The sequence below is a fragment of the Nonomuraea sp. NPDC004354 genome (assembly GCF_053602555.1).
The window spans coordinates 22,131-34,392 of sequence record NZ_JBSGDV010000026.1; the positions used below are offsets into that span (position 1 = coordinate 22,131).

The 12,262-nt window shown below is 69.5% G+C and carries 10 protein-coding genes; 1 reads left to right on the forward strand and 9 read right to left on the reverse strand.

The window, feature by feature from the left end; all coding sequences use genetic code 11:
• Nucleotide 1: 1 nt before the first annotated feature.
• The 5 genes from ACWENQ_RS41410 to ACWENQ_RS41430 form a co-directional block, all read right to left on the reverse strand.
• The gene (locus ACWENQ_RS41410; protein ID WP_354923097.1) at nt 2–328 is read right to left on the reverse strand and encodes a DUF742 domain-containing protein; all 327 of its coding nucleotides are present in this window, start codon (nt 326–328) and stop codon (nt 2–4) included.
• 107 nt (nt 329–435) lie between these two features.
• On the reverse strand, nt 436–858 hold the full coding sequence (locus tag ACWENQ_RS41415) for a roadblock/LC7 domain-containing protein (protein ID WP_354923062.1): 423 nt from the start codon (nt 856–858) through the stop codon (nt 436–438).
• Complete coding sequence (locus ACWENQ_RS41420) at nt 855–4,199, reverse strand: nitrate- and nitrite sensing domain-containing protein (RefSeq protein ID WP_452419209.1); 3,345 nt, start codon at nt 4,197–4,199, stop codon at nt 855–857. The genes ACWENQ_RS41415 and ACWENQ_RS41420 overlap by 4 nt, the downstream gene beginning before the upstream one ends.
• A 173-nt stretch (nt 4,200–4,372) precedes the next feature.
• Nucleotides 4,373–5,782, reverse strand: a complete 1,410-nt coding sequence (locus ACWENQ_RS41425) for an aminobutyraldehyde dehydrogenase (protein WP_449931718.1) — start codon at nt 5,780–5,782, stop codon at nt 4,373–4,375.
• 110 nt (nt 5,783–5,892) lie between these two features.
• Nucleotides 5,893–7,158, reverse strand: a complete 1,266-nt coding sequence (locus tag ACWENQ_RS41430) for a glycosyltransferase (RefSeq protein WP_449931716.1) — start codon at nt 7,156–7,158, stop codon at nt 5,893–5,895.
• 114 nt (nt 7,159–7,272) lie between these two features.
• Between ACWENQ_RS41430 and ACWENQ_RS41435 the strand changes: the two genes are divergently transcribed.
• The gene (locus ACWENQ_RS41435) at nt 7,273–7,887 is read left to right on the forward strand and encodes a TetR/AcrR family transcriptional regulator (RefSeq protein WP_449931714.1); all 615 of its coding nucleotides are present in this window, start codon (nt 7,273–7,275) and stop codon (nt 7,885–7,887) included.
• 1 nt (nt 7,888) lies between these two features.
• On the opposite strand, the gene ACWENQ_RS41440 is transcribed toward ACWENQ_RS41435, so the two are convergent.
• From ACWENQ_RS41440 to ACWENQ_RS41455, 4 genes are read right to left on the reverse strand one after another with little or no spacing between them, the layout of a single operon-like run.
• Nucleotides 7,889–9,490: an ATP-binding cassette domain-containing protein gene (locus tag ACWENQ_RS41440; RefSeq protein ID WP_452419211.1), complete on the reverse strand. Its 1,602-nt coding sequence runs from the start codon at nt 9,488–9,490 to the stop codon at nt 7,889–7,891.
• On the reverse strand, nt 9,477–10,256 hold the full coding sequence (locus ACWENQ_RS41445) for an ABC transporter permease (RefSeq protein ID WP_449931710.1): 780 nt from the start codon (nt 10,254–10,256) through the stop codon (nt 9,477–9,479). The genes ACWENQ_RS41440 and ACWENQ_RS41445 overlap by 14 nt, the downstream gene beginning before the upstream one ends.
• Nucleotides 10,249–11,076 (reverse strand): ABC transporter permease, encoded by an 828-nt coding sequence (locus ACWENQ_RS41450; protein ID WP_452419213.1) that lies wholly within the window; start codon nt 11,074–11,076, stop codon nt 10,249–10,251. The genes ACWENQ_RS41445 and ACWENQ_RS41450 overlap by 8 nt, the downstream gene beginning before the upstream one ends.
• A 29-nt stretch (nt 11,077–11,105) precedes the next feature.
• Nucleotides 11,106–12,224: a polyamine ABC transporter substrate-binding protein gene (locus ACWENQ_RS41455; RefSeq protein WP_354923085.1), complete on the reverse strand. Its 1,119-nt coding sequence runs from the start codon at nt 12,222–12,224 to the stop codon at nt 11,106–11,108.
• Nucleotides 12,225–12,262 lie beyond the last annotated feature (38 nt).

Genomic DNA, 12,262 nt, shown 5'->3' on the forward strand with positions numbered 1-12,262 from the left:
GCTAGAGCCTGCGAAGTCCACTTAGCACCCTTTCCAGCAGGTTGAGATCCGGCTTACCCGCCTCCAGCTGCGGCTGGTGGACGCGGATCAAGCCCTCGGACGCCATGTCCGCGATCAGCACCCGGGTGATGCCGAGCGGGACCTTTAAGAGAGCGGAGACCTCCGCGACCGACCTGACCGACCGGCACAACTGGATGATCGCTTGGTACTCCGGACTGAGGAGAGAAAGATCGCGATGTTCGGATGTGGCGGAGGAGACCAACGCCTCCATCGCGAACTTCACCCTGGGCGCCGTGCGCCCACCGGTCACGGCATACGGCCTGACCAGCGAGCTCGGCCCCTGAGGGCGTGGGGCCCCATGTCGCCCCTGATTGTTATCACCAGCCCAACCCTGATCTGTCACAGCCTTCTCCTGTCCCCCATCTCACGCCCCCGCTAGCGGGGACGCGCCGCCTGCAGCTCGGCCCGTACGGCAGGTGTCAGCACCTGACCGGCCCGCTCCACCAGCAGCGTCATCTGGTACGCCACCAGGCCCATGTCACAGTCGGCCGCGGCCAGCACCGCCAGGCACGACCCATCACTGATCGACATGATCATCAACAGGCCGCGCTGCATCTCGATCACCGTCTGGGTGACCATGCCGCCCTCGAACACCCTGGCCGCGCCCTGGGTGAGGCTGATCACACCGGAGGCGACCGCGGCGAGCTGGTCGGCCCTGTCCTTGGGGAATCCCTCGGAGTAGGCAAGCGGCAGACCGTCGGACGACACGACCACGGTGTGCGCGACACCGGGCACGTTGTTCACGAAGTCGGTGATCAGCCAGTTGACGCCGCGGGCGCCCTGACTCAGCTCTCTCATCTGTCCTCCTTGTTCTCGCGGGCGTGGTCGCGAGTGAATTCACGGCCCTGCCGCACTCCCTGCTGGAAGCTCGACAGGCGGCTGCGCACCCGGTCGGGCGAGACCGGCGCGGGCACCTCGGGCGGCGCGCTCTCCGGCGTGCTCGCCGTACCGGGGACCAGGTTGGCTTTGGGGACCCTGCGCGGCAGGCCCGAGGAGGTCGTGCCGCCCTGGGCGGGCTGCGCGGCGGCGCGCGCGGCCTGGAAACCGCTGTCGGCGGGCGAGGACCACGAGGTGGACATGCTCTCGCCCGGCCGGCGCTGCGGCAGCCCCTGCGGGCGGCCTTCCGGCGCCGGCGGCTGCTCGCCGGAGAGGCGAGGGCGTGGGGACGGCTCGGGGTCCGCCTCCTCCCGCGTGCTCTCCCTGGCGGCCTTCAGCTCCTCGGGGTCGGGCCGGCGGAACCAGTCGGATCCGACGGAGGAGAAGATCGGCAGGAACTCCTCCCCGTCCTCGTCCATCGGGGAGCTCCGCACGACGGGCAGCGGGCCGGTCATGTCGGCCTCCGGCAGCCCCATGAAGGAGCTGTGGGAGTCGTTGCCCGGGGAGCCGAACGCGCCGGCGGGGTCGCGCTTGACGTGGTCGAAGGCGGAGTTGGCCTCAGGCTCGAGCGGGCGGCCGAAGGCGTCCATCGACCGCGGGTCCGGCTCGGGCAGGCTCCTGGAGAACGGGTCGAAGGCCGGTTCGGGCGTGCCGGACACCGCGGACGGCCAGCCGCGGTCGGCGAGCCCGCCGGACGCCCCGGCACCGCCGGGGCGCTGGCCGTTGGCGGAGAAGCCGCCTTCGGAGAAGCCACCCTCGGAGAAAGCACTGTCGGAGAAGCCACTGTCGGAGAAACCGCTGTCGGCGAAGCCGCTCTCGCGGGACCCGCCGTCGGAGAAGGCGCTCTCGCGGGACCCGCCGTCGCCTTCGCGCGATCCGCCGTCGAAGAAGGCGCTGTCGGAGAAAGCGCCGTCCGAGAAGGAGCTGTCCGAGAAGGAGCCGGTGGAGAATCCCGTGTCGGCGAAGCCCTGCTCGCGCGACCCGCTGTCGGTGAACGTGCCGCTGGGGAAGGCGCTGTCGGACGGGCCGCTCGTGGCGGCCTCGGCGTCGGCCGTGCCGAAGGCGGACTCCTCGCCCATGGACGGCCACGCGGTGTTGCCTCCGGGCGGGGGCAGCGTGCCGGGCCACGGCGTGTGCATCGGCTCGTCGAACCCGCGCACGTCCGGGCTGTCCATGCCGAACGGGGCGACGGGGGCGGCCATGACGGGCGAGTCGAACGGGCTGAAGGAGCCCTGGGTCTGCGGGAAGGGGAAGCCGGTCTGGGCCGGGGCGGACGCGCTGACCAGCAGCGTGTCGGGCAGCACGACCAGCGCGGTGACGCCGCCGGAGGGCTGCGAGCGCAGCTGCACCGTGATGCCGTGGCGCAGCGCCAGCCGGCCGACCACGAACAGGCCCATGCGGCGCGAGACCGACACGTCGACGACGGGCGGGTTGGCCAGGCGCCAGTTGGCCTGCGCGACCTCGTCGGCGCTCATGCCGATGCCGAGGTCGACGACCGCGATCATCACGCCGTTCTCGGCGCGGTTGCTGGAGACGCTGACCTTGGTCTCCCGCGGGGAGAACGAGATGGCGTTCTCGATCAGCTCGGCGAGCAGGTGGACGACGTCGGTGACCGCGGGGCCCGCCACCAGTGTGCCGGTCGGCACCTGGATGTTGACGCGCTCGTAGCCCTCGACCTCCGACAGCGACGCGCGGGCGATGTCGACGAGCTCGACGGGCTGCGTCCACTTGCGGGCGGCCTCCTGGCCGGCGAGGACCAGGAGGTTCTCGCTGTTGCGGCGCATGCGGGTGGCCAGGTGGTCGAGCCTGAACAGGTCGGACAGGCGCTGCTCGTTCTCCTCGCCGTTCTCCAGGCCCTCGATGAGCTGGAGCTGGCGTTCGACCAGGGTCTGGCTGCGGCGGGAGAGGTTGACGAACATCGCGTTGACGTTGGCGCGCAGCTTGGCCTCGTCACCGGCCAGCCGGATGGCCTCGCGGTGGACCTCGTCGAAGGCCCTGGCCACTTCACCGATCTCGTCACGGGTGAGCACGCCGATGGAGGGCACCTCGGGGATGGCCGCGCCGTCGCCGGACTCGCGCAGGATGCGGACGGTGTCGGGCAGCGTATGGCCGGCCACCTCCAGCGCCTCGGCGCGCAGCCTGCGCAGCGGGCGCACGAGCGAACCGGCCACCCTGGTGGTGATCAGCAGCACGAGCAGCAGCAGCACGAGGATGACCGCGCCGGAGACGATGGCGTTGCGCTGCTCGGCGTCGGCCAGTTCCCTGGTCTGGGCCACGATGGAGGTGGCCAGCTGGTCCTCGACCTTGCGCATGGTGTCGACCGTCTGCTCGGTGCTGTCGTACCAGAGCTTGAGGTCGCGGCGCGAGGTGATGTCGAGGTCGCGGATCTCCTTGTACTCGCGCATCTGGGCCAGGGCGCGCTGGCGCATGGCGTCGGCGCGGTCGACCTCCTGGCCGCGGACCATCTTGCGGTAGAAGGCCAGGTCGTCGCCCGCCGCCTCGGACTCGAAGACGGCCAGCTCGGCCTGCTGGGCGTTCCACGAGCCGAGGAAGTCGGACAGGTCGTCGTAGTCGAGGCTGCGCTCGATCTGCGCGACGACGAGGATGACCTGCTGGCGGGAGACCTCCTCCTTGGCGCGCTCCAGCGCGCCGAGGGCGGTGGCGTCACCGAGCAGGCCCTCGTTGTTGCCCTCGGCGATGAGCTCGCCCTGCAGGCCCTCCATGACGTCGATCATGGAGGTGAAGGTTTTGATCGCCGCTCGGGGGGGAACGCTGTCGCTGTCGCCGATGATCGAGTCGCGGAGCCCGTCGAGGCCCTCGAGCCAGCGGACCACCTCCTCGACCTCGTGGCGCACGCGGAGCGGGTGGGCCTCGTCGATCGCCCTGGCGCTGTCGAGCACCTTCTTCTTGCCCGCGTCGACGACGTCCCGCTGGTTGCGCAGCTGGGAAAGGCGGCCGGCGCGGCGGTTGTCGGCGATGTACCAGGCGGTGAGCGCCCGTTCCTTGCCGAGCTCGTGGGAGAGCGCGCCGAGCCGCTGCACGAGCTCGGCCACCTGGGTCAGGCGGCGGTACTCGGACGCGGTGCCGATGGAGTTGGCAAGCTGGATACCCGCGAGGAGGACGCCCACGACCGTGGGAATCAGGATGAGCAGGATGAGGCGCGATCGCACCCGCCAGTTGCCCAGCTGGAAACGACCGCCCGGCCCGGGCTGCTTGCCTGTGTCCTCCCCCGGGGCGGCGTGCCGGGGGTTTTCCGTCCTCACTGAGTGTCGCTACCTCTCGCCATACGTGCTCGGGAAATCTCTGACACGCATGTGGCGCATGGGATTGCAGGAGCGATCGTAATTGGAACACAACCTGACCAGATCAGCGAACGAGACAAAGCTCGCTAAACACCCATAAATCCGGCTTTTTCGCCCATAACGCCACACGCCGTTTAGGCCGGCCGGAACGAGTCCCGCTCGGCCGGAGCCGCGTGCTTGATCATCAAATGGCGGGTCACAGAGTACTCCTGCACCGCCTCCTGGCTCATGTCCTTGCCGAACCCGCTGCCCTTGACGCCGCCGTGCGGGGCCTCGCTGGCGATGGGCAAGTGATCATTGACCCAGGTCACGCCGACGTCCAGCCGGTGCGAGACGCGCATGGCCCTGGCCACGTCACGCGACCAGACCGAGGAGGCCAGGCCGTAGCGGGTGTCGTTGGCCAGCCTGACCGCCTCCTCCTCGCCGTCGAAGGGCAGCACGACAAGCACGGGACCGAAAAGCTCACCCTGCACGACCTCGCTGTCCTGCCGCGGGCCCGCGATGAGGGTGGGCGGGTAGAAGAAGCCGGGCGCGTCGATCGGGGCGCCGCCGCAGACCACCTCGCCACCGGAGTCGGCGGCCGCGCGGGTCACGAAGCCGTGGACCCGGTCGCGGTGCGCGGCGGAGATCAGCGGCCCGATGTCCGTCGTGGGGCTCCAGGGGTCGCCGACCTCGATCTCGGCCAGCGTAGCGCGGATGGCCTCCACCGCGTCGCCGTACACCTGGCGGGCGACGTAGACGCGGGTGGCGGCGGTGCAGTCCTGGCCGGTGTTGTAGGTCGCGCCCATGGCCACACCGCGCGCGGTCTCGGCCAGGTCGGCGTCCTCGAAGACCAGGGCGGGCGCCTTGCCGCCGAGCTCCAGATGCACCCGCTTGAGCGTGCGCGCCGCTCCCGTCATGACCGCCCGGCCGGTCTCGGTGGAGCCCGTGACGCTCACCATGTCCACGCCCGGGTCGGTCACCAGCGCCTCGCCCACCTCGGCGTCGCCGGTCACGACCTGCACCAGGTTCGCGGGCGCGCCAGCCTTGGCGATCAGCTCGGCCAGCCGGACGGTCGTGCGCGGCGTGTTAGGCGCGGGCTTGATCACTACCGCGTTGCCCGCGGCCAGGGCCGGGCCGAGCTTCCACACCGCCATGACGAAGGGGAAGTTCCACGGCGCGATCGAGCCGACCACCCCGACGGGACGGCGCAGCAGCACCGAGGTGTAGCCGGCGCTGAGCACCCCGGCCCCGCTGCCCTCCAGCGAGCGCGCGGCCCCGGCGAAGAAGCGCAGGTTGTCGGCGGCGAAGGGCAGCTCGCCGTCCCTGAAGACGGCCGCGGGCTTGCCGGTCTCCTCCACCTCGAGCCTGGTCAGCTCCTCGGCGTCGGCCTCCACCAGGTCGGCCAGGCGCAGCAGCACGCGGGCACGCTCGGCGGGGGTCGCCTGCGACCACTCCTCGAAGGCCGCCCTGGCCCGCCGGACGACCTCGGCCACCTCGTGGACGGGCGTGTCGGGCAGCTCGGCGAACGGCAGGCCGGTGGCCGGGTTGATCAGTTGACGCATGGTGTCTTTCCTCGGAAACGATCGGGTCGGTCGCCTGCCGTGACGGCCGGAGACCACGTCTGAGGGGAACGCGCGACGGCGTTCCCCTCAGACGGTCGGTCAGGCGTGGCTTACTTGCCGAGCTGCTCGATCAGGTCGGCGGCCTTGCGCAGGCCGTCACGCCGGCGGATCTCCTCACCCGCGGCGGCCAGCCTGGCGCGCAGCTCGGTGTCGCCGAGCAGGCGGTCCAGCGCGCCCGTGAGCTCCTCGTCGGTGAAGGAGTAGGTGGACAGGCGCACGCCGTAGCCGAGCTCGTCCACGCGCTGGGCGTTGTCGTACTGGTCCCAGAACAGCGGCAGCAGAATCATCGGCTTGCCGAAGTGGATCGCCTCGGTGGTGGTGTTGTTGCCGCCGTGGGTGATGACCAGGTCGACCTGCGGGATGATCTTCGTCTGCGGGACGAACTCCGCGCCCCACATGTTGTCAGCGAGCTTGATCTCCTCGTGCAGCGGGCCCTTGGAGACGATGTACTGGTGCGGCGTGGTGGCCAGCACGTCGATGACGCGCTGCATGAGCTCCACGTCGGCCGAGCCGAGCGAGCCGAGCGAGAAGTAGACCAGCGCGCCGTCGGCGCGCTCGAAGGGCAGCGCGAAGTCCTCGTCGGTCTCGCGGACCGAGGAGTCGAGGCGGTGCCAGCTCGGACCGAGCGGGCGGGCGTCGGTGTAGTCGAGCAGCTCGGGGTAGACGTAGAGGTTCAGGTCGCCCTCGTGGATGAAGTCGAGGTCGGGCAGCGGCCGGGTGCCCTGCTCGACGCACCACTCGTTGAAGGCGGTCCAGATCTCGCGGTGGGTGCGGTCGTACTCGGCGACGAAGGCGTCCCACTCGCCGCGGTCGCCGGAGGGCAGGCCGGAGAAGACCGGCGGGATCCCCTCGCCGCGAACCTCCAGCGGGTTGCAGGAGACGATCCTGACGAACTTCTTGCCCGTCGTCAGCAGCGCGGGGAAGGTGATGACGTTGTCCTCGACGATGATGTCGGGCTGCACCCGCTCGATGATCGCCTTGAGCTGCGGCTCGCAGTACTTCACGCCGTCGATCAGGGCGTCCCAGATCGGCTTGGTGACGGTCTCGAGCTGCTCCTTGGTGCTCTTGCGGTACTCCGGAGCCGTGTCGCGGATGAAGTCCTTCCAGAACTGGCCGGCGTCCTGCTCCTCCTCGGCGGGCGGCGCCAGGTCCACCAGGTCCTCCTCGAAGCCGAGCGCCTCGAGCTTGCCCTTCCACGACGCCTCGGCGGCGAAGACCACCCGGTGCCCCCTGCGGCGCAGGATGTCACCGATGCCGATGCTGTTGTTCGTGGGTCCGTACGCGCTCTCGGGCATGAACAGGATGGTGAGAGACATGATCAACTCCGGGGGGACACTCAGTTGAATTTCAATTCAAATACTGTCTAGCGGGATGGTCAACTTCAAGGCAGTATGTGCCCGCATGACCTTAATGACGCCACAGGAACGGGGGTGCTGGTGACCGCGCGCAAGAGTCGCTCGGACCGGCGGATCGACCTCATCGAGGCGGCCCGGCGGGCCATCGTCCGCCACGGCATCGACGGGGTGCAGCTGACGCACGTGGCCGAGGAGGCCGGACTGACCTCGGGCGCGGTGCTCTACCACTACCCCGACCTCAGCGAGCTGCTGGTCGAGGCCCACCACGCCAGCGTGGAGCGCTTCTACGAGCACCGCATGCGGCAGATCTCCGCGATCAGCGACCCCGCCCGCAAGCTGGTCGTCACCATCCGCTCGGGACTGCCGACCGGGCCGCTCGACCCGGACGTGCGGCTGCTGAACGAGCTCGGCGGGGCCGCCGGCCGCAACCGGATCTACGGCCTGCTGCTGACGACCCTGTACGACCGCCAGGTGTCGATGTACCAGGCGGTCCTGGACACCGGGACGGCGCTCGGCGTGTTCACCCTGGCCACCGACTCGCTGACGATCGCGCGCAACCTGGTGGCCCTGGAGGACGCCTACGGCTATCGCATCACGGCCAGGCATCCGCTCATCGGCCCCGAGGAGGCCGTGGAGCTGATACTGAGCTATGCCCGAGCGGCCACCGGCTGCCAGCTGGCTCCCCACTGACTCAACCTTCCCGGATCAGCACCGCGTCGTGGGCGTCCCAGTCGAGCCGGACCTGGGCGCCCGCCTCGACCTTCGCGGCGCCCTGCTGGGCCACCAGGACAGGCTTGTCCCGGCCCTCCACGGTGACCGCGATGTGCGAGATGCCACCGTAGAAGCTCACATCGACCACGGTGCCGGGCAGGCCCTCGCCGGACATCTCATCGGACAGCCGCACCTTCTCCGGCCGCACGGCCAGCAGCGCCTTCCTGCCCTTGCTCTCGCCACCCTCGGCCTCGCCGCCCTCGGCCTCGCCGTCCTCGGTCTCAGCACCGTCAGACTCGGCGTCCTTGCCGTCGGTTCCCTCTGCGTTGGCGCCATCAGACTCGGCACGCTCGGGCTCCGCGCCCTCGGCGTCGGTTCCCTCGCTCTCAGCGCCGTCAGACTCAGCATCGTCGGACTCGGCGCCGCCGGACTCGGCACGCTCGGTCTCCGCGACCTTGCCGTCGGTACCCTCGGCCTTGGCGCCATCAGACTCGTCGCCGTCAGACTCGGCGCCGTCCGTCGCGGTGTCCTCTGACTCGGCACGCTCGGTCTCCGCGCCCTCGGCGTCGGTACCCTCGCTCTCAGCGCCATCAGACTCAGCACCGTCAGACTCGGCGCCCTCGGACTCGGCATCGGGAGAATCGGGGCCGTCGGTCGCGGCATCCTCGGACTCGGCGCCTTCAGACACCGCATCCTCGGACACCGGCTCCTCAGACGACGGCTCCTCAGACGACGGCTCCTCGGACACCGGCTTCTCGGACGCCGCGTCGTCGGGCTCGACGATCTCAGGATCCTCGATCTCGGCGCTCTCGGCGGGCAGGACGCCGAGTCCGGGGACCTCGAGGCCGCCCGGCACCGCCGTACCCTCGAAGAGGTTGTTGGCGCCGACGAAGTCGGCCACGAACGGCGTGCGGGGCCGCTCGTACAGCGCGACCGGCTCGTCCACCTGGCGCACCTGGCCCGTCTGGAAGACCGCGATCCGGTCGGCGAGCGACATGGCCTCCTCCTGGTCGTGGGTGACCACGACGAAGGTGATGCCGACCTCGTGCTGCAGCCGCTTGAGCTCCAGCTGCATGCCCGCGCGGACCTTCTTGTCCAGCGCGGACAGCGGCTCGTCGAGCAGCAGCAGCCGCGGGCGCTTGACGATCGCTCTGGCCAGGGCGACGCGCTGGCGCTGGCCGCCGGACAGCTGGGACGGCTTGCGTCCGGCCATCTCGGCCAGCCCGATGGTCTCCAGCACCTCGCCGACCCGCTGCCTGATCTCGACCTTGCCGAGCTTCTCCTGCTCCAGGCCGTAGGCGATGTTCTTGGCCACGGTCATGTGCGGGAACAGCGCGTAGGACTGGAACATCAGGTTGATCGGCCGCCGGTTCGGCTGCATCGACAGCAGGTCGTCGCCGTCGAGGGTGACCGTGCCCGCGTCGGGCGTCTCGAAGCCGGCCAGGATGCGCAGCAGCGTGGTCTTGCCGCAGCCGGAGGGGCCGAGCAGGGCGAAGAACTCGCCCTGCTCGATCTCGAGCGAGACGTTGTCGAGCGCGGTGACGTCTCCGAACCTGCGGGTGACGCCGTCAATCTTGAGCACGAATCTCCCCGATCTTCGTCATGCGCTGGGCGACGATCACCACGGTGAAGCTCACCAGCAGCAGGATCGAGGCGAGCGCGTTGATCTCCGGGGTCACCCCGAACCTGACCATTGAGTAGATGACGATCGGCAGCGTCGGCTCGGTCGGCGCCGCCGTGAAGAACGCGATGACGAACTCGTCGATCGACAGGGTGAAGGCCAGCAGCGCGCCGGCGACGATGCCGGGCACGAGCTGCGGCAGCGTCACCCTGACGAAGGTGGTGACGGGTCCGGCCCCGAGGTCGCGTGAGGCCTCCTCCAGCGAGGAGTCGGCGTGGGTGAGCCTGGTGCGCACGACGGCGGCGACGAACGCCATGCCGAACAGCGCGTGCGCCAGGATCACCGAGTGCAGGCCGAGGCTGAACTTCACCACGTCGTAGAAGACCAGCAGGCCGATGGCCAGCACCAGGTCGGGCAGGATGGCGGGCATCAGGCCGAGCGCGTCGAGCAGCTTGGACCTGGTGTACCTGGCCAGTCCCACCGCCAGCATCGTGCCGAGCACGGTGGCGAGCACGGTCGAGCCCGCCGCCACGATCAGCGTGTTGGCCAGGCCCTTGAGGATCTTCTCGTCCTGCGCGAGCACGCCGTACCACTTGAGGCTGAAGCCCTCGTGGACGTACGGCGAGCGGCCCGCGTTGAAGGACATCACCAGGAGCACGAGGATCGGCGCGTAGAGGAAGACGTAGGTCAGCCAGAACGGCACGTAGAGGAAGCGCGGCTTACCCACGGCGGTTCACCCACGACTGGACGACGAGCAGCACGACCAGGACCAGGATCACGGCGAGCGCCAGGGTGGAGCCGAACGGCCAGTCACGTGACTTGAGGAACTCCGTGCGGATCAGCGTGCCGACCGTGGCCGAGCGTCCGCCGCCGAGGATCTCCGGGATGACGAAGTTGCCGAAGCTCGGCACGAAGACGAACAGGCAGCCGGTGGCCACGCCCGGCAGCGTGAGCGGGAGCGTCACGCGCCTGAAGGTGGTGAAGGCCGAGGCTCCCAGGTTGGCCGAGGCCTCGCGCAGCTGCGGGTCGAGCTTCTCGATGGCGGCGTACAGCGGCAGCACCATGAGCGGCAGGTAGGAGTAGAGCAGGCCGGTGACCATCGCGCCCTGGTTGTAGAGCAGCTCGAACTGCGTGCCCAGCGCGGAGTTGATCAGGCCGGGGCCGCTCAGCAGGATCGTCCACGCGTAGATCCTGATGATGAAGTTCGTCCAGAACGGCAGGACGATCGCGACCAGCGCGATCGTCTTCCACGTGCGCGGCAGCCTGGCGATCAGGTACGCCGTCGGGTAGCCGAGCAGGAGCGCGAACACGGTGGTCAGCGTGGCCAGCTCGATCGACTCCAGGACCACGTCCAGGTAGAGCGGATCGAGCAGCCTGGTGAAGTTCTCCGTCGTGAACTCGTAGACGATCCCGCCGAAGCGGCCGCGCCTGAAGACGGTGTAGCTGAGCACCAGGACGAGCGGGACCAGCATCAGCACCGCCAGGTAGGCGATGCCGGGCCCCAGGAACACGAACGCGCCCAGCCGGCGCCCCCACCGAGGGGACACCGGCCGGGCCTTACCCACGGTCTTCACGCTTACTTGGCCGCGACCTCGGTCGACAGGCGGGTGAACTTGGTCGCCGCCTCTCCCAGGTCGATGATCGACTCACCCTGGAGCAGCTCGGCGGGCGAGATGCCGAGCAGCGACCCCTCGGGGATCTGGACCTTGTCCATGGCCGCCTTGTTCGGGACCTTGTAGTTGATGTTGGCGGCCGCCCAGCTGTGGATCTCGGGGTCGAGGATGTAGTTGATCAGCGCGTGCGCGGCCTCCTTGTTCTTGGAGGACTTCATGATCACCATGGTGTCCACCCAGAGGTCGCTGCCCTCCTTGGGGACCACGAACTTGATGTTGTTCTTCGGGTCCGTGGTGGGGCACCAGCCGTCCCACGCCTCGACCATGACGGCCTCGCCGGACTTCAGCTTGTCGCCGAAGGTCACGTCGTCGTACTGGAGCAGCTTGGGCTTGGCCGCGAGGAGGAGCTCCTTCGCCTTGGCGATCTCCTCGTCCTTGTCGGTGTTGACCGAGTAGCCGAGCGACTTGAGCGCGGGCAGGGCCAGCCAGCGCTCGGTGGTCATCATCGTGACCTTCTTCTCGGCCCAGGCCGGCGGCGTCAGGATGTCCTTCCAGCTGGTCGGCTCGGCCTTGACCAGGTCGCTGCGGTAGCAGATGCCCGTCGTGCCCCAGGTGTAGGGGACGGAGATCTTGTTGCCCTTGTCGTAGGAGAGCTGCGTGGCCTCGGGGTAGAGGTTGCTGAGGTTCGGGATCAGCTCGGGGTGGATCGGCTCCAGCAGGCCCGCCGCCGCCAGCGCCTGGGCGTACTGGCCGGAGACGAAGGCCACGTCGACGCCCGCGCCGCCCTGCCCGGTCAGCTTCGCCATCGCGGTCTCGTTGGTGTCGTGCTCGACGACCTTCACGTCCGCGACGCCCAGCTTGGCCTTGGCCTTCTCCGGCAGTTCCTTGGGCGTGTAGCCCGGCCACACGGTCACCGTCAGGCTCTGCTTGGACAGGTCGGCCTTGGCGTTGAGCGGCGCCGCGCTCTGTGCCGGCTTGGCGCTGTCGGTCGACGACTCACCGCCGCACGCCGCGACGGCGAGCGCGAGCCCGGCCGCCGCCACGACGGCCGGAAGACGACGGGTGTACCGGGTACGGGACACGGCCGCTACTCCTTCTAGATTCAGATGTACGAGGGGTC

Bases quoted from the DNA above. Each gene is read 5' to 3' on its own strand.
- ACWENQ_RS41415 (WP_354923062.1), bottom strand. From the start codon at position 858: ATGAGAGAGCTGAGTCAGGGCGCCCGCGGCGTCAACTGGCTGATCACC.
- ACWENQ_RS41425 (WP_449931718.1), bottom strand. From the start codon at position 5,782: ATGCGTCAACTGATCAACCCGGCCACCGGCCTGCCGTTCGCCGAGCTG.
- ACWENQ_RS41430 (WP_449931716.1), bottom strand. From the start codon at position 7,158: ATGTCTCTCACCATCCTGTTCATGCCCGAGAGCGCGTACGGACCCACG.